Below are 18,788 nucleotides of genomic sequence, written 5' to 3'. Positions count from 1 at the left end.
CTCCGGCTCAGCCGGCCCCGGCGCCCTGACCGGGTGCGCTGTCCCGGCCCGCTCCCGTCTTCTTCACACCGACGTCCTTCGTCTCCGCCCCGGTGTACGGCTCCACCGCCGAGCGGGGCGCGGGCGTGGCCGCCCCTGTCGCCGCCGCCGGGAGTTCGACGTTCACCGTCAGCCCCTCGCCCGGCGCGGTCAGCACCGTCACCGCGCCGCCGTGCGCGGTGACCACCGCCTGCACGATCGCCATGCCGAGACCGCTGCCCGGCGGCCGCCGCGACGACGCGTCGGCCTCGCCCGCGGCCCGGAAGAAGCGGTCGAAGACACGGTCCGCGTCCGCGGCCGCCATGCCCGGTCCCTCGTCCTCGACCCTCAGCCGCACGGCGCCCGGGCCGCGTCCGTCGTCCTCCTCCCGCCTCAGCTCCACCGTGACCGGCGCATCGTCCGGCGTATGGGCGCGCACATTGGCCAGCAGATTGCCGATGACCTGGCGCAGTCCCGCCTCGTCGCCCCGTACGGTCACCGACCCCTCGGCCCGCACGGTGAGCGGACGTTCCGGCTGCTGTGCCCGCAGGTCGTCCGCCGCGTCGCGCACCAGCCGGCTCATGTCGACCGTGCACATCCGCGGCCGCGGCTGCTGATCCAGCCGGGCCAGGGTGAGCAGCTCCTCGACGAGCCGGCCCATCCGGTCCGCCTCGGCCGTCATCCGGGCGAGCGCCCGGGTCCGGTCGGCGGGTTCGCGCAGCATCCCCTTGTCGTAGAGCTGGAGATAGCCGCGGATCGCGGCGAGCGGGGTCCGCAGCTCGTGCGAGGCGTCGGCGACGAACCGGCGCAGCTGGGCGGCGCTGTGCTCGCGGGTCTCGAAGGCCGATTCCACCTGGTGGAGCATGGAGTTGAGGGCGACCCGCAGCTGTTCCGTCTCGGTGACGGGATCGCGGCCCGCGGGCACCCGACGGGTCAGATCGCCCTCCGCGATCGCCGAGGCCGTCTCCACCATGTCCTCCAGCGGCCGCAGCCGGTGCTGCGCGCCGAGCATGGTCAGCAGCGCGAGCAGCACCAACAGGAAGGTGCCGAAGGCGAGATCGAGCTTCAGCGCCTTCTTGACGCCGGAGTGCACGGCGCCCGTGTCGGTGGCCATCAGGACGATGGTGCCGTCGGCGAGGCGGGACCCGACCGCGCGGTGCGGATCGCCGCCCACCCGCACGTCGTGCACCGCGGCGGAGTCGGCGTAGGCGACCGGATCGCGGACGGCATCGGCGAGTTCGACCTGCCGACGGGTCGGCGGGATCTTCGCCAGGGCGATGGGCCGGTGCTGTGCGTCGAGGGCGACGAAGACCGTCTCCGAGCCCGGGAGCGGGCTCCGCTCGCCGTTCCCCGGCGCGAACTCCTCCATGAGGGCGCTGATCGCGCTGAGCGAGTCGACCTCCTTCTGGGTGAATCCGGTGCGCTGGATGGCATTGCGGCTGCCGAGCAGTTCGTTGTCCACCCGGTCGAGCAGATAGTGCCGCATGCCCATGAGACTGACGGCGGTGGCGGCCGCTATGCCGAGGGCGAGCAGGGCGACGTTGACGATCGTGAGCTTGGCGCGCAGCGAGTGGATGCCGTGGCGCCGGGTGTGCCGGGCCCCCGCCCGCAGCAGGCGCCTCATGCGAGTCCGTATCCGATGCCTCGGCGGGTGGTGATCAGTGGCGGACCGAGCGGGTCGAGCTTGCGGCGCAGATAGCTGATGTACGTCTCCACCACCGTCGATTCCGCCTGGTGCTCGTACTGCCAGACGTGGCGCAGCAGTTGGTCCTTGGGGACGATGCGGCCCCCGTTGCGGACGAGGAAGCGCAGCAGCGCGTACTCGGTGGGGGTGAGCTGCACCGAGCGGCCGGCCCGGCGTACGGCGCAGGTCGCGTCGTCCAGTTCCAGGTCCCCGTAGCGCAGCGGCGGCCGTACCGGCAGCACGTCGGCGGGCCGGGTGCGGCGCAGGACGGCGCTGATCCGGGCCACCACCTCGTCGACGTTGAAGGGCTTGGTGATGTAGTCGTCGCCGTAGCCGAGGGCGCCCACGATCTCCGCCGGGGCGTCCCGCGCGGTGACGAAGACGACGGCCGTCTCGGGGTACCGCTCGCGCAACTCGCGTGCCAGCACCCGGCCGTCGCCGTCCGGAAGCATCACATCGAGCAGCGCCACATCGGGGCGCGTCTGTCCGGCCGACTGCCGCGCCTGCCGTACGCTTCCCGCCGTAATCACCTCAAAACGGTGGTAACGCAGTGCGATGGCGAGGACGTCGGCGATGCTCGGCTCGTCCTCGACGACCAGCACGGTCGCTCCCTCGTGGTCCATGACCTCAGTATCGGCGCGAACCCCGTGCGGGGGGCGGGCCGCTGTCTTGGAGTTCCTTGAGAGTCATGGCCGCGCCGCACCACGGACCGGGTCCGCGGTCGATTCTGAAGTCCGGCCCGGGGGAGACGGATCGACGAAGGGGCAGAGATCGTGGCGGCATTGGCGCGGTGGTGCTACCGGCACCGGCTGGTGGTCGTGGTGCTGTGGGTGGGGTTGCTGTTCGGCCTGGGGGCGGCCGGCAGCACGGCGGGCACCGACTACTCCGACAACTTCAGCCTCCCGGACACCGACTCCAAGCAGGCACTCGACCTGATGGTCGAGGCCTTCCCGCAGCGCTCAGGCGACCCCAACACCGTGGTGTGGCGGGTCTCCGAGGGTTCGGTGCGCGATGCGGCGGTACGGGAGCGGCTCGACCCCGCGCTCAAGGAGATCGCGGGTATGAAGGGGGTCGGCGAGGTCGCGAGCCCGTACACCGGGGCGGGCGCGGCTCAGATCAGCGAGGACGGGCGCACGGCCTACGCGCAGGTCACCTTCGCCGAACAGGCCAACGCCGTACCGAAGGAGCTGGTCCAGGACGTCGTCGACACCGCGGGCGAGGCCCGCCGGGACGGCCTCCAGGTCGAACTCGGCGGGCAGGCGATCACCCGGATCCAGGAACCGCCGACCGGCACGGCCGAACTCGTCGGCCTCGGCGCCGCGGCGATCGTCCTGTTCCTCGCTTTCGGCTCGCTGTTCGCGATGTCCCTCCCGCTGGTCGTGGCCGTGTTCGGCGTCGGCACCGGAATGCTGTCGACGACGCTGCTCAGCCATGTCACGGACGTACCCGAAGTGGCGCCGCTGCTCGGCTCGTTGATCGGCCTCGGGGTCGGCATCGACTACGCCCTGTTCATCGTCACGCGCCACCGCAAGGGTGTGCTGCGGGGTATGGACCCCGAGGAAGCGGCGGTCACCGCCCTCAATACCTCGGGCCGCGCGGTGCTGTTCGCGGGCGGCACGGTCTGCATCGCGCTCGCCGGCATGCTCGTGATGAACATGCGCTTCCTCGACGGTGTCGTGATCGCCACCTCGCTCACGGTCGTCCTCAGCGTGCTGGCGGCAGTGACGCTGCTGCCGGCCCTGCTCGGCGTGCTGGGCGAGCGGGTGCTGAGCCGGCGGCAGCGCCGGCGGCTCGCGGCCGAGGGTCCCGAGCCGGTCGAGGCCCGCGGCGCGGCCGCCCGCTGGTCCATGTCCGTGCAGAAGCGCCCGAAGTCCATCGCGCTGGTCGCGGTCGTCGTGATGGCCGCGCTCGCCGTTCCGGTGCTGTCGCTCCGCCTCGGCGCGACCGACCAGGGCAACCACCAGGAGGACACCACCACGCGCGAGGCGTACGACCTGCTGGCCGAGGGCTTCGGCCCCGGCTTCAACGGGCCGCTCCAACTGGTGGCCGAGGACGCCGGACCGGCCGCGGTCCAGGCGCTCGTGGAACGGGTGCGCGCCACGGAGGGGGTCGCCCAGGTGGCCGCGATGCCCTCGCCGCCCGGCTCCGACGTGACGGTGATCAACGTCGTACCGACGACCTCACCGCAGTCCGAGGCGACGGACCGGCTGATCGACACCTTGCGCGACGAGGTCGTCCCGCAGTCCGGCGAGACGGTCCATGTCGGCGGAGTCACCGCGGTCTTCAAGGACTTCGCGGCCGTGACCGGCGACCGGCTGCCCTACTTCATCGGGGCGATCATCGCGCTGGGCTTCCTGCTGCTGCTCATCGCTTTCCGCTCCCTGGTCGTCCCGCTCACCGCCGCCGTGATGAACCTGATCGCGGCCGCCGCGTCCTTCGGCGTCCTGGTCGCCGTCTTCCAGTGGGGCTGGGGAGCGGAGGCTCTCGGCGTCGGCAAGGAGGGCCCGATCACCGCGTTCCTGCCGGTCATCATGCTGTCCCTGCTCTTCGGCCTCTCGATGGACTACCAGGTGTTCCTGGTCAGCCGGATGCACGAGGAATGGGTGCACACGAAGGACAACGCACGGGCCGTCCGGGTCGGTCTCGCCGAGACCAGCCGGGTCATCAACTGCGCCGCCCTGATCATGATCTGCGTCTTCAGCGCCTTCGTCCTCAGCGGCGACATGGAGGGCGCCATGGCCGGCATCGGGCTGGCGGCGGCCGTGGCCCTGGACGCGTTCATCCTGCGCACCGCGCTGGTACCGGCCGCGATGCATCTGCTCGGGCGCTCCAACTGGTGGCTGCCCACGGGCCTGGAGAAGCGGCTGCCCCATCTCGCGGTGGAACCCAAGGAAGAGGCTCAGGAGCCCGGCCCGGTCCACGCGGACGGCCGGGAGACGGAATCCGCCGTGCCCGGTCCCCGAGTCGGGGCGCCGGTCGAGGAGTCCGGGTCGGTCGTGTACGGATTCGTCCGTGCACCGGACGGCGAAGCCGTCGCGGACGTGGTGCTCACCCTCGTCTCGACGGGAGGACGCCAGGTCGACCGGGTCACGTCCCTGGCCGACGGCTCGTACATCCTGTCCGCGCCGTCGGGCGGCGCGTATCTGCTGGCCGTGACCGCGGGTGCGCACGAACCCTGGGCGCGCCACATCATGATCGGCGGCGATGCGCTGGTCCACGACGTGGTGCTGACAGAGGTGGGCGCGAGCCGCTGAGGCGGGCCCCGGCTCCTCGCCCGGCGGTCGGGCGAACACCCCGGCTCCGGCCGGGGTGTTCGCCGTTCGCGCTACCGCTTGCGGGCGGCGACCGTCTCCGCCATCCCCGGCAGGAAGTCCGTGAACAGCTCGTGCACCTCCCGTACCAGGGGCCGCAGCACCCGGAAGCGGGCGAGCGCGACACCACGGGTGGTGAGCCGGGCCCCGCGCTCGGCCAGCCGTCTGCTGCGCTCGCGGCCCTCGGAACGGTCGAAGACCCAGTACAGGACCAGGCCCATCTGCGACAGCCACATCAACTCGGGCAGGATGTCGACCAGGTCGTCGGCCACCTTCGCCTTCGACCCGGCGAGCACCTCGCGGTGGACCGCGATGGCCGACTCCCGCGCATGCTCCGACTCGGGGGAGAAGGGGCTCAGCGGGCTCTCCGGGTCGGCGGCGTTCTTGAAGAACTGCGCGGCGAACTCGTGGTACGGCGCCGCGATGTCCAGCCAGGCGGTGAGCACCCCCGCGAGCCGGGCCTCCAGATCGGTCTCGTTGTCCAGCACGGGCCGGACCGCCGCCTGGTGCTCGGCCGCGATCCGGTCGTAGAACCCCTGGACGAGGTGCTCCTTGGAGGAGAAGTAGTAGTACGCGTTCCCCACGGAGACCCCGGCCTCCTTGGCGATGGCCCGCATGGTCGTCTTGTCGTAACCGCGCTCCTGGAAGAGCCGGAGCGCGGTTTCGAGGATGAGCGTGCGGGTCTGCTCGCTCTTGGGGGCCTTCACTTCAGTCACGGTGTCCGAGCCTAACCGGGGACGGAGCACCGGTCGTCGCAGGCCTGCGTACCGGCGGGTGTGCCCGAGGCGGTGGCCTCGCGGTACTTGGCCGCGGCGAGCATTGTGACGCGGACGAAGGGGGCGCCGGCCGGAGTGGCCAGCCAGTGGGCCTTCGGCCGGTGCTCGGCCAGTGCCCACAGGCACACGATCCAGGCCCCGGCCCCCGTGAAGACCTGCCCCCGGTCTCCCAGGACGGTGATCTCCCGGCGGGTGCGCTCGTGGTCGAGCCGCGGGTACCGGCGCCGGGCCTCGTGCGACCCGGCGGGCACCAGGTCCAGCGGTACGAGCTGGCGCTGGCGCTGGAGCCAGTGCCGCAGATGGACGCAGAGGGAGCACTGGGCGTCATACAGGACGGTCAGTCTCCGGACCGGGACCCCCATGGCACTCACGCTCCGGCGGGACCGGCGGCGGGTGCGGCCCACGGCCCCTTGTCGGCGGGACCGGTCCAGCCCTGCGGCGGCACCGGCGGCACCTGCTCGCGCTCCATGATCCCGCGCCGGCGGATCTTGTTGAGGACGTAGACGTTCCCGAGGTGCATCACGCCGAGGACGAGGAGGACGACGCCGATCTTCACCGAGAGCGCCTCGAAGAGTCCGCGGGCGTCGGCCACCGCGTCGGCGGCCTTGAGGTAGAGGGCGACGAAGCCCAGGTTCACCAGGTAGAAGCCGACCACCAGCAGGTGGTTCACGGCATCGGCGAGCTTCTCGTTCCCGTGCAGTACGTCGGCCAGGAAGATCCGTCCGTTCCGGCTCAGTGTGCGGGCCACCCAGACCGTGAGCGCGACGCTGATCAGCAGATAGACGATGTACGCGACAACAGTGAGGTCCATCCCCACCCCTCCTTGAACGTGTTCAAAAGGCTGGACAGGAAGGACTGTAGACCTGTTTTTGAACATGTTCAAGCGAGTTCGCGGTGCCGTCGGGGACGTACCTCCGGCGTAGGTGTCGCCCAGGCGCGGTCCGACCCGCCACACTGTCCGGATGGCATCCGTACCTCTCAGCAAGGGCGCCAACATCCCGGTCGCCGCTGCCGCTGTCCGCGCCGTGCTCAGCTGGACCCCGGGGGCCGGGACACCCGACGCAGACGCCTCCGCGCTGCTCCTCACCGAGGGCGGACGGGTGCGCGACGACGGGGACTTCGTCTTCTACAACCAGCCGCGGCACTCCTCCGGCGCCGTGCGGCACCAGGGCAAGCGGGACGGGACCGACACCGTCGAGGTCGATCTCTCGTCGCTCGAAGCCTGTGTCGACCGCGTCGTGCTCAGTGCGTCCGCCGACGGCGGCACCTTCGGCCAGTTGCGCGGACTGCGGCTGCTGCTGCTCGACGCGGCGAGCGGCACCGAGCTGGCGCGGTTCGACATCACGGCCGGGGCGGAGACCGCCCTGGTCGCCGGGGAGCTCTACCGGCGGGCGGGAGCGTGGAAGTTCCGGGCGGTGGGCCAGGGTTACGCGGCCGGACTGGCGGGTCTGGCCACCGACTACGGCATCACCGTGGACGACGCACCCTCGCCGGTCCCGCCCGCGCCGGTCCCGCAGCCGCCTGCGCGTATGCCGCACGCGCCCGTCCCGCAGGCTCCCGCCCCGCAGGCTCCCGCCCCGCAGGCGCCCGTCCCGCCCCCGCCTGTCGCCCCACCGGCCACCCTCGCCCAGACCGCCCGGTCGGACAGGGGCGAGGAGCAACTCCCCGTCGACATGCGCAAGCGGCTGTCCCTGCGCAAGCAGCAGGTCGCCGTCAGCCTGAGCAAGCACGGCGCCGCCGGCGCCACCGCGCGGGTGATCCTGGTGCTGGACGCCTCCGGCTCCATGGCGATGCTGTACTCCCGGGGCGTCGTCGCCGACGTGGTGGAGCGGATGGCCGCCGTCGCGGCTCAGCTCGACGACGACGGCGAGATGCAGGCATGGACCTTCGCCACCCACCCGGCCCGGCTCCCCGACCTGACCGTCGCCGGTCTGCCTCAGTGGCTCCAACTGCATGTCCGAGGCGGCGAGATGAGCCTGTTCGGCCGCCCGAAGAAGCCGAAGAAGGGCATGCGGCCGGGCCAGGTCGACATGCGGCTGGTCGGCATCCAGAACGAGGAGCAGAAGGTCATCGCCGAGGTCCGGGACTACGTGCGGGCCAATCCCGCCCAGGCTCCGACCCTCGTGCTGTTCTTCTCGGACGGCGGTGTCTACCGCAACGCCGAGATCGAGCGTGAGCTGCGGGCGGCCGTCGAGGAGCCCGTCTTCTGGCAGTTCGTCGGCCTCGGAAAATCCGACTACGGGGTCCTGGAACGGTTCGACACCCTCCCCGGCCGCCGCGTGGACAACGTCGGCTTCTTCGCCGTCGACGACATCGCGGTCGTCTCGGACCCCGAGCTGTACGACAGGCTGCTCACCGAGTTCCCCTCCTGGCTCGCGGCGGCCCGCCGGGCGGGCATCATCGGCTGATGAACCACACGATCACCGTCCGGCCCGTGACCATCGCCGAGTGGCCCGACGTGGAAGAACTCCTGAGCGCACGCGGCTCGGTCAAGGGCTGCTGGTGCATGTTCTTCCGGCAGACCCCGCAGGAGCGCCGTGAGACCGAGTGGGGCGAGGGCAACCGCCGTGCGCTGCGCGCCCTCGTCGACGACGGAGCCCGTCCGGGCCTGGTCGCCCGCCGGGACGGCACCCCCGTCGGCTGGGTCTCCGTCGCACCGCGTACGGAGTACTCCCGCCTCGACCGCTCCCAGGTCAGCAAACCGGTCGACGACGTCCCGGTGTGGGCGCTGGTCTGTCTGTACGTCGGCAGGGAGCACCGCGGTACGGGCGTGGCGCGCGAACTGGTCCGCGGGGCCGTCTCGTTCGCCCGCGACAACGGTGCACGGACGGTGGAGGCCTATCCCGTGGACGACACGATGGGCCCGGTGGGAGCCGACGAGGCGTTCCACGGCCTGGTCTCGCTGCTGACCGCCGAGGGATTCACCGAGGTGGCCCGGCGCGCCCCGAAGCGCCCGGTGATGCGGCGTCAACTGGCGTGACCCGCTCCGTCAAAGACCCGCCCGGTGGTCACCGGCCCCCGCCGATGACCACCCCGGTGCGGAGCACTACATGCTGCTCAGCGACCGCGCGTAGTTGATCTGGCCCATCACCTGCTGGAACGTGCCCGGGTGCTGCGCCGGGATCATCGTCGAGTGGTGCTTGCCCGCGCTCGTCACCGTGACCTGGATGAAGCCCGTCGTCGTCTTCTCCTTCATCAGGAGGAAGAGCAGACCCAGCAGACAGAAGATGAAGAACACGATCGCCAGCACGATCGCGTGCGTCGGCATCTTCTCCTCGGTGCGGGACATGTCCGTCGCGTTCCACACCGCACCCCGCAGCGGCAGCGTGCCCGCCGGGGTGACGATCGAGTCGCCCATCACCGTGATGTCACCGATCGAGACCAGCGGCGTGCCGCCCATCGGCACCGGGTTGACCGGCACCGGGACACCCGCGGGCTGCGTCTGCGAGTAGGCAGGGGTGTCGTTCGGGCCCGGATAGCCGTACCCGGGTGCGGCGTTGGGGTAGCCGTAGGCCGGCGTCCCCGGCGGCTGCGTCGGGCCCCACTTGTACTCGGGCTCTCCGTCCGCTGCGTACGGATTGGGCTCGGTCATAATTCTCGTCCCCGCTTTCGAGCTTCATGTCAGACGTCCCACGATCCTGCCAGGTATCGCCGCGCTCGGTGAAGCCCGTACGGCGAAGGGCCCCGCGTCCCGGGCGGGATGCGGGGCCCTTCGTACCGAATCGGTGCAACCGGCGTGACCGGTGCGACCCGTGGGTCAGAAGCGGCGCGTGATGAGCGCCCGCTTCACCTCCTGGATCGCCTTGGTGACCTCGATACCGCGCGGGCAGGCGTCCGTGCAGTTGAACGTGGTGCGGCAACGCCACACGCCGTCCTTGTCGTTGAGGATCTCCAGACGCTGCTCCCCGGCCTCGTCACGCGAGTCGAAGATGAAGCGGTGCGCGTTGACGATCGCCGCCGGGCCGAAGTACTGGCCGTCGTTCCAGAACACCGGGCACGAGGACGTGCACGCGGCGCACAGGATGCACTTGGTGGTGTCGTCGAAGCGCTCGCGGTCCTCGGCGGTCTGCAGACGCTCGCGCGTCGGCTCGTTGCCGCTGGTGATCAGGAACGGCATCACGTCGCGGTACGCCTGGAAGAACGGCTCCATGTCCACGACCAGGTCCTTGAGGACCGTCAGGCCCTTTATGGCCTCGACCGTGATGGGCTTCTCCGGGTTGATGTCCTTGATCAGCGTCTTGCAGGCGAGCCTGTTCTTGCCGTTGATCCGCATCGCGTCGGAGCCGCAGATACCGTGCGCGCAGGAGCGGCGGAAGGTCAGCGAACCGTCGACGTCCCACTTGATCTTGTGCAGCGCGTCGAGGACACGCTCCTTGGGATCGATGTCGATCCGGAAGTCCTGCCACTCCGCGTCCGCCGCCACCTCGGGGTTGAAGCGGCGGATCCGGAACGTGACGGAGATGAGGTGCGACGAGGCGGAGTCCGCCTCGAACGCCTCCAGCTTGTCCAATGTGGGGGTAGCCATCAGTACTTACGCTCCATCGGCTGGTAGCGGGTCTGGACGACCGGCTTGTAGTCGAGACGGACGGTCTCGGAGCCGTCGTCGCCGACCTCGCGGTACGCCATGGTGTGGCGCATGAAGTTGACGTCGTCGCGGTTCGGGTAGTCCTCGCGGTAGTGACCGCCGCGGGACTCCTTGCGGGCCAGCGCCGAGACGGCCATGACCTCGGCCAGGTCGAGCAGGTTGCCCAGCTCGACGGCTTCCAGCAGGTCCGTGTTGAAGCGCCGGCCCTTGTCCTGGATGGACACGTTCCGGTAGCGGGCCTGCAGCTCGCCGATCTTCTCGACCGCGGTCTTGATCGTCTGCTCGGTGCGGAACACCATGACGTTGGCGTCCATGGTCTCCTGCAGCTCGCGGCGGATGTCCGCCACCCGCTCGTTGCCGGTGGAGTTGCGCAGCCGCTCGACCTGGGCCTCGACGAGCGAGGCGGGGTTCTCCGGGAGCTCGACGAAGTCGTGCTTGGCGGAGTACTCCGCGGCGGCGATGCCCGAGCGCTTGCCGAAGACGTTGATGTCGAGCAGCGAGTTGGTGCCGAGGCGGTTGGCGCCGTGCACGGAGACGCAGGCCACCTCGCCGGCGGCGTACAGACCCGGCACGACCGTGGTGTTGTCCGCGAGGACCTCACCCTGGACGTTGGTCGGGATGCCGCCCATGGCGTAGTGCGCGGTCGGCTGGATCGGGATCGGGTCCGTGTAGGGCTCGATACCGAGGTAGGTCCGCGCGAACTCGGTGATGTCCGGGAGCTTGGCGTCCAGCTGCTCCGGCGGCAGGTGGGTCAGGTCCAGGTAGACGTGGTCGCCCTCGGGACCGCACCCGCGCCCTTCCCGGATCTCGGTGTAGATCGAGCGCGAGACGACGTCACGCGAGGCGAGGTCCTTCATGACGGGCGCGTACTTCTCCATGAAGCGCTCGCCGTCCTTGTTGCGGAGGATGCCGCCCTCACCACGGGCGCCCTCCGTCAGCAGGATGCCCATGCGCCAGATGCCCGTCGGGTGGAACTGGAAGAACTCCATGTCCTCCAGCGGCAGACCGCGCCGGTAGCAGGCCGCCTGGCCGTCACCGGTGAGGGTGTGCGCGTTGGAGGTCACCTTGAAGAACTTGCCGGTGCCGCCCGAGGCGTAGATCACGGCCTTCGCCTGGAAGATGTGGATCTCGCCGGTGGCCAGTTCGTAGGCGACCACACCGGCCGACTTCTTGAGACCGGTCTCAGGGTCCTCGGTGATCAGCTGGTCCAGGACGTAGAACTCGTTGAAGAACTCCACGCCCTCCTTGACGCAGTTCTGGTACAGCGTCTGGAGGATCATGTGACCGGTGCGGTCCGCGGCGTAGCAGGACCGGCGGACCGGGGCCTCGCCGTGGTTGCGCGAGTGGCCGCCGAAGCGCCGCTGGTCGATGGTGCCGTTCGGGGTCCGGTTGAACGGCAGGCCCATCTTCTCCAGGTCGAGGACCGCGTCGATGGCCTCCTTCGCCAGGATCTCGGCGGCGTCCTGGTCGACCAGGTAGTCACCACCCTTGACCGTGTCGAAGGTGTGCCACTCCCAGTTGTCCTCTTCCACGTTGGCGAGCGCGGCGGCCATGCCGCCCTGCGCGGCGCCCGTGTGGGAGCGGGTCGGGTAGAGCTTGGTCAGCACGGCGGTGCGGCTGCGCTTGGTCGACTCGATGGCCGCGCGCATTCCGGCGCCGCCGGCGCCGACGATGACGGTGTCGTACTTGTGGATCTTCATTGGTCTCGTCAGCCCCGGCTTTAGCGGATGTTCGGGTCGAAGGTGAAGATCACCAGCGTGCCCAGAAGGATGGTGAACACCGTGGCGGTGTACAGCAGGCCCTTGAGCCACAGACGCGTGTTCGGGCGTTCGGCGTAGTCATTGATGACAGTACGCAGACCGTTTGCGCCGTGCAGCATGGCGAGCCACAGCATCAGCAGATCCCAGACCTGCCAGAACGGGGACGCCCAGCGGCCGGCCACGAAGGCGAAGCCGATCTTGGAGACGCCGCCGTCCAGCACCAGCTGGATCAGGAGGTGGCCGATGACCAGGACGACCAGCACGACGCCGGACAGACGCATGAAGAGCCAGGCGGCCATCTCGAAGTTGCCGCGGGTGGAGCTGGGGGTGCGGCCCGTGCGCCGGCGCGGCGCCTCGATGTACGGCGCCGGGTTGTCGGCGCTGTAGAGGCTCTCGCCCTCGACGGGGCCGATCGTGGAAGAGGTGTCAGCGGACATGTCTGGCGTCAGCTCCCGAAGACTTCACGAACGGCGTGGCCGAGCACCGGGTACAGGGCACCCACCATCAGCACGAACCAGATGGCCATCACGCTCCAGAGCATCTGCTTCTGGTAGCGCGGGCCCTTGGACCAGAAGTCCACGGCGATGACACGCAGCCCGTTCAGCGCATGGAAGAGAATCGCGGCCACGAGGCCGTATTCGAGCAGCGCGACGATAGGCGTCTTGTACGTGGCAACCACGTCGTCGTACGCCTCGGGCGAGACGCGGACGAGAGCGGTGTCCAGCACGTGTACGAACAGGAAGAAGAAGATGAGGACGCCGGTGACTCGATGAGCCACCCATGACCACATTCCTTCCCGGCCGCGGTACAGCGTTCCAGCCGGCACGGAAGAACCCTCCGGGAGCGGGGATTGGGGCCTGCCGGCTTGGGGTTGTCGGTCTGGCCCGGCCGGGTACGGTCCACCGGCCCCGGCCATCGTAGCGACGACTTGTCGGTTCGTTCGCCCGGGGTCGGCCGGTGTGATCAAACAGGCAATCAAACAGCCTCGTACGGGCTACCGGGAAGCCCCTGCGACGTCTGATTCAGGATGGTTGGCCACTACATGTGTCAGTCGGGAGCGCGCGAGGCCGCGCAGCTCCTCGGCGGCGACGGCCCGCTCCTCGTCCGGTTCGTGCGTCAGACGGGTGCGGATCCCGGCCAGCAGGTGGTCCAGGTACTCGTCGGGACCGTAGGCGTCGAGACAGATCACGAAGGCGTGGCCGAAACGGCTCTCGTACGCGGCGTGGCCCGCGGCCAGCGCGGTGTGCGCGGCCTGGGGCGCCCCCGGGTGCAGCCCGGCGGAGCACTCGTCGGCGAGAGCTTCGGTGACGTCGGAGGGCCGCAGGTCGTAGCCGGCCTCGTCGGCCGCGGCGAGCAGGGACGCCAGGTCGGGGTAGGGGCGGTGGGCGGCCATCCGCTGGGCCCAGCGCCGACTGGCGCAGCAGGCGAGCAGGGTGGCGACGGCGGCGCTCTCGGGCGCGGTGTTGAAGTGCTCCAGGCCGGGTGTGCCGCTCCGCTGGCCGGGCAGCGGGGACCGTATGGCAGAAGGGGCGAGCGCGCCAAGAGTGTGGTGGAGTGTCGGCGGTCGCTTCGGGAGGCCGGCGTGGGATTCGCTGGACAGCGTGGGCTCCTCGAACAGAACAGCGGGACCGCTGGGAAGGGAGGGGTGGATGAGTCGTAACGCTATCGACGCGTGCGAGGAGCTGTCCGACGGATGCGCGATTTTCACCCGGACGGGAGAGTTTCAGCTCATGTGATGGACGATGCAGGGGGTGCTTCGCCGTGGTTACGCTGCATATGGGAGGTATCCGAGTGATAGTGCACCCTGGGCGCGCCCGGACCGCCGGCGTCATGGTCGCCGTGGCCGCGGCCCTGTCGATGACCGTGACCGGCTGTTCCAGTGACGACTCCGCCGATACGGGCGGTGACGGTGGTCCCCGGGCGAAACCCGCCGCGCCCACTCCCTCGCCGACCCGGTCGTACCCCCTCTCCACGGCGCCCGCGACCATCCCCTCCGTACGGCAGCACGACGCCGCCCGTGGTCCGGGCTGGAAGCCCGGACCCGCCGCCGGGATCGTCGTCGCGAAGGGCAGCGAGGCACTGGCCGACGAGGCCAGGCTGCTGGCCGGCGAGCTGAAGATCGCCTACCGGGGAGCCGTCGCCGCAGGTCCGGGCGATGTCGAACTGGTACTGGCCCCCTCGCAGACGGGCGGAGCGGAGTCGTACACCGTCCGGACCGGCGGCGGAAAGGTGCGCATATCCGGGCCGGACCAGTCCGGCGTCTTCTACGGCACCCGCACCCTCAAGCAGGCGGTGCGCTCCGGCGGCGTGATGCCGGAAGGGCTCGTCCAGGACCGCCCCGACCGGCCGCAGCGCGGACTGATGGTGGACATCGCCCGCAAGAGCTTCACCGCGGACTGGATCGAGGACCGGCTGCGGGAGATGGCCGACCTCAAGCTCAACCAGCTGGGCCTGCACTTCTCGGACGACCAGGGATTCCGTATCGAGTCGGACACCCACCCCGAGATCGTCTCGCAGGAGCACCTCACGAAGGACCAGGTCAGGAAGATCCTCGCGCTGGCGTCCTCGCTGCACATCCAGGTCGTGCCCGAGATCGACTCACCGGGGCATCTGGGCGCGGTGCTGGCGGCGTATCCCCAGCTCCAGCTGAGGGACGTGGGCGGCCGGACGGTGCGCGGAGCGATCGACATCGGGAACCCGGAGTCGGCGCGGCTCGTGGACGAGCTGCTGCGCGAGTACGCCGATCTCTTCGGCGGCAGGTTCTGGCATCTGGGCGGTGACGAGTACCAGGCCCTCGTGCGCGAGAACCCGGAGACGTCCTTCCCGCAGCTCGCGGCACTCGCCCGGGAGCAGTACGGCCCCGAGGGCCGGGTCCAGGACCTGGCGACGGACTGGGTGAACGACCGCGCGGCGGTCGTGCGGCCGCTCGGCCTCCGGCCCAAGGCCTGGAACGACGGCTTCTTCCGGGGCGGGTCCGTCTCCGTGGACAAGGATGTCGAGGTCGCGTACTGGACCGGCAAGGAGATCGGCGCGCGGCCGCCGGAGGAGTATCTGGCCGAGGGCCGCAAGCTCCTGAACCTCAACGACGAGTACATGTACTACGTGCTCGGCGAGCCCAATGACTTCACCTACCCGACGGGCAAGCGGATCTACGAGCAATGGACGCCGTTCGTGCTCCGCGGCACCGAGCCGGTGCCGGAGAAGTACTCGAAGCAGATCGTCGGCGGCCAGTTCGCCGTCTGGTGCGATCTCGCACAGGCGCAGACGCAGGCCCAGGTCGCGAGCGGTATCCGGATGCCCCTGCGGGCGACGGCCCAGAAGCTGTGGGTGCCGGGCGCTCCGACGGCGAGCTGGGCCGACTTCCAGAACCTGGCGAACCGGCTCGGCTGAGCCGGGCGGCGGCGCCGCGGGTCGCTTGCCGCGCTGTCCGTCGCGCTGTCCGTGATGGGGTCCGTCGCGGTGTGGGCCCGCCCGGGGTGTGCGGGCCCACACCACGGTCCCCGGCCTCCCCGCGGGCCCAACCGGGCGCCCTGCAAGCCGAGTTCCGGGTGCGCAGAATGTAACAGAGGTGTGGCGCAAATGTGTGCGAGTGGCGCGGAATTGATGGTGGGTCCGTCAGAGCCGCTCATGACCGCACAACCGTGGCGGCGGGACCACCGGACGGAGTACTTTGCGCCAAGCGGCCCGAACACGGCTTCGGGAGACTTCTCCTCCGATCCCTGGAAGGACGGGGTTTCCCGCTTCGTCGCAGTGACGCAATTGAGCCACGGGGCGCAGTAAGAGGAAGTACTGCGTCCGCGATGGGAGGCGTCCGGTGGCGTCGAAGTGCCTGAGAGAGCTGATCGCACAGGCCGATGAGAGAGGCCTGGCCGCGAGCGGGCTCGCATGCCTGGACCGCTGTCTGCCGCTGCTCGCGTCCGAGAGCGATGTACTGCGTCCTCTGTGGGCGGGTCTGGTGGACGGCGCGGAGGACTGGTCCGTACGGCTGGGCGCCGCCAGGGAAGCGATGGAGAGCGAGACCGTCAGCGACGAAGCGGCCGTTCTCGTACGCCAGATGCTCGGTGCCGCGCCGTCCGAGTGGGAGCGGGAGCCGCTGCGCGAATGGGCGGACGACTGTTCCGTCGCCGCGCTGGAGCTCCATCACCGCTTCGACGCATCGCCGGCCGAGGGGGAACCGGAGGCGGCCGATGTCGTCGAGGTGCTCAAGAGCTGCCGCGAAGGTGAGCCGACGAGCGCCGGGCCCCTGGTGGCCGGGGAAGTGCGCCGGCAGATCCAGATCCTGGAGATTCTCGCCGAGGGCGAGGGCGGCGTCGGACTGCGGCAGGCGCTGGACGTGTCGACCGAGGGGCAGCGGATCCTGCGTGCGGTCGTCTCCCGCCGTGCCCGTGTGCAGCGGTGAGAGCCGGGAACCAGCTGCTCTGAGCGTGGGCGGGACGGGTGCGGTGGAAGGACGACCGGGGCCGCCACCCCCCACAGGAGAGGCCCCGGTCGTCGTCCGCCGGGGTTGCATAGCCACCCCGTACTTCTCTCAGCGCCGGGCGGGCGTTTTCTGTCACACGGCGCCGGTCGGCAATTGTTGCAAGTTGTACAAGGCATGGACGCGACCCCCCGGAACGACGTAGCGTGCTGATTCGCGCACGGGGGCGCGGCAGTGATGACCAGCTGCGATTCGGAACAAGGTTGAGGTAGTGCTGGGGGACGACGCGGAGCTGACCGCCGCGGTGCTCGCGGCACAGGACGGGGACGAAGGCGCCTTCCGGACTGTGTACCGCGCCGTGCACCCGCGGCTGCTCGGCTATGTACGGACGCTCGTCGGCGAACCCGAGGCCGAGGACGTCGCATCCGAGGCGTGGCTCCAGATCGCCCGCGACCTGGACCGGTTCAGCGGCGACGCGGACCGGTTCCGTGGATGGGCCGCCCGAATAGCCCGCAACCGCGCGCTCGACCACATCCGGATGCGGGGCAGGCGCCCGGCCGTCGGCGGCGACGAGAGCGAACTGACCGGCAGGCCGGCGGAGTCGGACACCGCCGACGAGGCCATGGAAGCCCTGGCCACCGGGTCCACCATGGCCCTCATCGCGCAACTGCCCCAGGATCAGGCCGAGGCCGTCGTCCTGCGGGTGGTCGTCGGGCTGGACGCCAAGAGCGCCGCCAAGACGCTGGGCAAACGGCCCGGAGCCGTCCGCACCGCGGCGCACCGTGGGCTCAAGCGGCTGGCCGAGCTGCTCGGCGCGGAGAGCCTGGAGGGTCTGGGGGCAGCGGATTACGAGGACCCCGAGAGCGTGGGCGCCGTTGCGAACGCGTACGGTGCTGTCGCCGACGCGGACGCCGTGAACACGGTCGCGGGCCCCGCCGAACGCGCCGCGGATCTGAACGGCGTACCTCCGCAGCGCAGTCTCCGGCCCGGTGCCACGGCACCCGCCGGTGTGACGCATTCGCGGCCGCGGACGCAGAAGGACATGTGATGGCCGACGAGCGGTACGAGTGGCTTGACAGGAAAGCGGCGGAACAGCTGTTGCGCGGCGAGCCGGTCAGGACGTCGGACGAGCACGCCCGTGAACAGGCCGCGCAACTGTCCCGGGCCCTCTTCGCAGCGGGCAGGCCGGAGGTCCCCGTCCATCCCGAGGACGGTGAAATGCCGGGTGAGGCCGCCGCGCTGGCGGCCTTTCGCAAGAGCAGGGCGGACGCCGAGGCAGGCGACGCGCTCGGGACGGTACGCCTCGCCCCCTCGCCGTGCGCCGCGCTCGGCGTGCGGCTGCGCCGGCCCGTGCGGTTCGGTATCGCGGCGCTCGTCGCGGGCTGCGCGCTCGGCGGTGTCGCGGTCGCGGCCGGCACCGGTCTGCTGCCGACTCCCTTCGGCGGCGGGACCCCTCTCCCCGCGTCCTCCGTCTCGGCGGCGGAGACACCCGGACCGGTACTGAGCGAGTCGCCCGACGGCGCGGTGGGCTCGCCCATGCAGTCGCCCGATCCGGTGACCTCGCCCTCGGCCCCTCCGGCGGAGAGCGGCGGGCCCGTGAAGGACCCCGACCCGACGGGCACCACCACCGGACCGGGCGGCGAGACGTCCGGCCGGCCGGAGGACGGCAAGGAAGACGCCAAGAGCAAGCGGCGGGCCGAGCTGTACCGCAGGACGGTCGCGGCCTGCCTCGACTACCGCAAGGGCACGCTCCCGGCCGAGCACCGCAAGAAGCTGGAGATCGCGGCCAAGGGGCCGGGCGGGGTCGAGCGGTTCTGCGCCGAACTGCTGAACCGTGACGCGAAGAGCGGCGGCAGCGACCACGGCGGCAGCGACGGCGGCGGCGGGGACAACGACGACGACAAGGGCGACGGCGGCGGTGACGGCTCGGACTCCGACGGCCGGCCGCACGGATCCAAGCCGCCCGTCTCCTGGACACCGCCGCAGCAGGGCACCCCGCGCACCGCGTCCGAAAATGGCCCCCTGCCGTCCGTGGACACGCTCGGCTCTCTCTTCTGAACAGGCGTTTTCCGCCCGCGCCCACGCGGTGTGACATTTTTTGAGCCGTTGACGCAGTAGAGAGTGAGCCGACTGGTCATCGGCCGCGCCCGAGCCGGGGTTCCCCCCGTACCTACGGCTGGGCGCACATGGCGCGGGCGGGACACGTTCCCCGGTCCCGCCCGCGCCACTCACTCCTC

General features: G+C 70.6%; 18 protein-coding genes. 7 read left to right on the top strand and 11 right to left on the bottom strand.

All coding sequences use genetic code 11. The features are described from left to right. Positions 1 to 7: 7 nt before the first annotated feature. Positions 8 to 1,642, bottom strand: coding sequence for a HAMP domain-containing sensor histidine kinase (locus tag RPQ07_RS14470; RefSeq protein ID WP_313944555.1), 1,635 nt, complete (start codon positions 1,640 to 1,642; stop codon positions 8 to 10). Continuing rightward, positions 1,639 to 2,325: a response regulator transcription factor gene (locus RPQ07_RS14465; RefSeq protein WP_313944554.1), complete on the bottom strand. Its 687-nt coding sequence runs from the start codon at positions 2,323 to 2,325 to the stop codon at positions 1,639 to 1,641. The genes RPQ07_RS14470 and RPQ07_RS14465 overlap by 4 nt, the downstream gene beginning before the upstream one ends. Before the next feature lie 159 nt (positions 2,326 to 2,484). Here RPQ07_RS14465 and RPQ07_RS14460 point away from each other — a divergent pair, with 159 nt between their 5' ends. Next, positions 2,485 to 4,956 carry an MMPL family transporter gene (locus RPQ07_RS14460; RefSeq protein ID WP_313948897.1) on the top strand — a complete coding sequence of 824 codons (2,472 nt, stop codon included), beginning with the start codon at positions 2,485 to 2,487 and terminating at the stop codon, positions 4,954 to 4,956. A 71-nt stretch (positions 4,957 to 5,027) separates the two neighbouring features. On the opposite strand, the gene RPQ07_RS14455 is transcribed toward RPQ07_RS14460, so the two are convergent. The 3 genes from RPQ07_RS14455 to RPQ07_RS14445 are packed head-to-tail and all read right to left on the bottom strand — an operon-like array spanning position 5,028 to position 6,600. Then, positions 5,028 to 5,729, bottom strand: coding sequence for a TetR/AcrR family transcriptional regulator (locus tag RPQ07_RS14455; protein ID WP_313944553.1), 702 nt, complete (start codon positions 5,727 to 5,729; stop codon positions 5,028 to 5,030). An 11-nt stretch (positions 5,730 to 5,740) separates the two neighbouring features. Then, complete coding sequence (locus RPQ07_RS14450) at positions 5,741 to 6,151, bottom strand: thiol-disulfide oxidoreductase DCC family protein (protein ID WP_313944552.1); 411 nt, start codon at positions 6,149 to 6,151, stop codon at positions 5,741 to 5,743. Positions 6,152 to 6,156: 5 nt separating this feature from the next. Beyond that, positions 6,157 to 6,600 (bottom strand): hypothetical protein, encoded by a 444-nt coding sequence (locus RPQ07_RS14445; RefSeq protein ID WP_313944551.1) that lies wholly within the window; start codon positions 6,598 to 6,600, stop codon positions 6,157 to 6,159. 151 nt (positions 6,601 to 6,751) lie between these two features. Between RPQ07_RS14445 and RPQ07_RS14440 the strand changes: the two genes are divergently transcribed. Both RPQ07_RS14440 and RPQ07_RS14435 read left to right on the top strand, forming a co-directional pair. Further along, the gene (locus RPQ07_RS14440; protein ID WP_313944550.1) at positions 6,752 to 8,197 is read left to right on the top strand and encodes a VWA domain-containing protein; all 1,446 of its coding nucleotides are present in this window, start codon (positions 6,752 to 6,754) and stop codon (positions 8,195 to 8,197) included. Further along, positions 8,197 to 8,769 carry a GNAT family N-acetyltransferase gene (locus tag RPQ07_RS14435; RefSeq protein WP_313944549.1) on the top strand — a complete coding sequence of 191 codons (573 nt, stop codon included), beginning with the start codon at positions 8,197 to 8,199 and terminating at the stop codon, positions 8,767 to 8,769. Before RPQ07_RS14440 ends, RPQ07_RS14435 begins: the two co-directional genes overlap by 1 nt. Before the next feature lie 66 nt (positions 8,770 to 8,835). Here the strand turns inward: RPQ07_RS14435 and RPQ07_RS14430 are convergent, their stop codons facing one another. From RPQ07_RS14430 to RPQ07_RS14405, 6 genes are all read right to left on the bottom strand, one after another. Then, complete coding sequence (locus RPQ07_RS14430; RefSeq protein ID WP_313944548.1) at positions 8,836 to 9,381, bottom strand: hypothetical protein; 546 nt, start codon at positions 9,379 to 9,381, stop codon at positions 8,836 to 8,838. A gap of 165 nt (positions 9,382 to 9,546) precedes the next feature. Further along, positions 9,547 to 10,314, bottom strand: coding sequence for a succinate dehydrogenase iron-sulfur subunit (locus RPQ07_RS14425; protein WP_313944547.1), 768 nt, complete (start codon positions 10,312 to 10,314; stop codon positions 9,547 to 9,549). Beyond that, a complete protein-coding gene (sdhA, locus tag RPQ07_RS14420) occupies positions 10,314 to 12,074 on the bottom strand; it encodes a succinate dehydrogenase flavoprotein subunit (protein ID WP_313944546.1) in 1,761 nt (586 codons plus the stop codon). The genes RPQ07_RS14425 and sdhA overlap by 1 nt, the downstream gene beginning before the upstream one ends. A 20-nt stretch (positions 12,075 to 12,094) precedes the next feature. After that, positions 12,095 to 12,571, bottom strand: coding sequence for a succinate dehydrogenase hydrophobic membrane anchor subunit (locus tag RPQ07_RS14415; protein WP_313944545.1), 477 nt, complete (start codon positions 12,569 to 12,571; stop codon positions 12,095 to 12,097). Between the two features lie 8 nt (positions 12,572 to 12,579). Further along, complete coding sequence (gene sdhC / locus RPQ07_RS14410; RefSeq protein WP_313944544.1) at positions 12,580 to 12,960, bottom strand: succinate dehydrogenase, cytochrome b556 subunit; 381 nt, start codon at positions 12,958 to 12,960, stop codon at positions 12,580 to 12,582. 168 nt (positions 12,961 to 13,128) lie between these two features. Continuing rightward, on the bottom strand, positions 13,129 to 13,734 hold the full coding sequence (locus RPQ07_RS14405) for a 2-oxo-4-hydroxy-4-carboxy-5-ureidoimidazoline decarboxylase (RefSeq protein WP_391840807.1): 606 nt from the start codon (positions 13,732 to 13,734) through the stop codon (positions 13,129 to 13,131). Positions 13,735 to 13,910: 176 nt separating this feature from the next. Here RPQ07_RS14405 and RPQ07_RS14400 point away from each other — a divergent pair, with 176 nt between their 5' ends. The 4 genes from RPQ07_RS14400 (at position 13,911) to RPQ07_RS14385 (ending at position 18,609) form a co-directional block, all read left to right on the top strand. Continuing rightward, positions 13,911 to 15,524, top strand: coding sequence for a beta-N-acetylhexosaminidase (locus tag RPQ07_RS14400; protein WP_413777737.1), 1,614 nt, complete (start codon positions 13,911 to 13,913; stop codon positions 15,522 to 15,524). Between the two features lie 424 nt (positions 15,525 to 15,948). Continuing rightward, a complete protein-coding gene (locus RPQ07_RS14395; RefSeq protein WP_313944543.1) occupies positions 15,949 to 16,533 on the top strand; it encodes a hypothetical protein in 585 nt (194 codons plus the stop codon). Positions 16,534 to 16,822: 289 nt separating this feature from the next. Next, positions 16,823 to 17,599, top strand: a complete 777-nt coding sequence (locus RPQ07_RS14390; protein WP_313944542.1) for an RNA polymerase sigma factor — start codon at positions 16,823 to 16,825, stop codon at positions 17,597 to 17,599. Then, positions 17,599 to 18,609 carry a hypothetical protein gene (locus tag RPQ07_RS14385; protein WP_313944541.1) on the top strand — a complete coding sequence of 337 codons (1,011 nt, stop codon included), beginning with the start codon at positions 17,599 to 17,601 and terminating at the stop codon, positions 18,607 to 18,609. Before RPQ07_RS14390 ends, RPQ07_RS14385 begins: the two co-directional genes overlap by 1 nt. The last annotated feature ends 179 nt before the right edge of the window (positions 18,610 to 18,788 follow it).

The organism is Streptomyces sp. AM8-1-1 (assembly GCF_032229325.1).
Classification (GTDB): domain Bacteria; phylum Actinomycetota; class Actinomycetes; order Streptomycetales; family Streptomycetaceae; genus Streptomyces; species Streptomyces achmelvichensis.
This window is presented reverse-complemented; position numbering and strand designations above follow the sequence as displayed.

What these genes read in the sequence shown, in the direction of transcription:
- RPQ07_RS14435 (WP_313944549.1), top strand. Translation starts at nt 8,197, where the DNA reads ATGAACCACACGATCACCGTCCGGCCCGTGACCATCGCCGAGTGGCCC.
- RPQ07_RS14440 (WP_313944550.1), top strand. Translation starts at nt 6,752, where the DNA reads ATGGCATCCGTACCTCTCAGCAAGGGCGCCAACATCCCGGTCGCCGCT.
- RPQ07_RS14385 (WP_313944541.1), top strand. Translation starts at nt 17,599, where the DNA reads ATGGCCGACGAGCGGTACGAGTGGCTTGACAGGAAAGCGGCGGAACAG.
- RPQ07_RS14425 (WP_313944547.1), bottom strand. Translation starts at nt 10,314, where the DNA reads ATGGCTACCCCCACATTGGACAAGCTGGAGGCGTTCGAGGCGGACTCC.
- RPQ07_RS14465 (WP_313944554.1), bottom strand. Translation starts at nt 2,325, where the DNA reads ATGGACCACGAGGGAGCGACCGTGCTGGTCGTCGAGGACGAGCCGAGC.
- RPQ07_RS14415 (WP_313944545.1), bottom strand. Translation starts at nt 12,571, where the DNA reads ATGTCCGCTGACACCTCTTCCACGATCGGCCCCGTCGAGGGCGAGAGC.
- RPQ07_RS14400 (WP_413777737.1), top strand. Translation starts at nt 13,911, where the DNA reads ATGGGAGGTATCCGAGTGATAGTGCACCCTGGGCGCGCCCGGACCGCC.
- sdhA (WP_313944546.1), bottom strand. Translation starts at nt 12,074, where the DNA reads ATGAAGATCCACAAGTACGACACCGTCATCGTCGGCGCCGGCGGCGCC.
- RPQ07_RS14445 (WP_313944551.1), bottom strand. Translation starts at nt 6,600, where the DNA reads ATGGACCTCACTGTTGTCGCGTACATCGTCTATCTGCTGATCAGCGTC.
- RPQ07_RS14470 (WP_313944555.1), bottom strand. Translation starts at nt 1,642, where the DNA reads ATGAGGCGCCTGCTGCGGGCGGGGGCCCGGCACACCCGGCGCCACGGC.
- RPQ07_RS14430 (WP_313944548.1), bottom strand. Translation starts at nt 9,381, where the DNA reads ATGACCGAGCCCAATCCGTACGCAGCGGACGGAGAGCCCGAGTACAAG.
- RPQ07_RS14450 (WP_313944552.1), bottom strand. Translation starts at nt 6,151, where the DNA reads ATGGGGGTCCCGGTCCGGAGACTGACCGTCCTGTATGACGCCCAGTGC.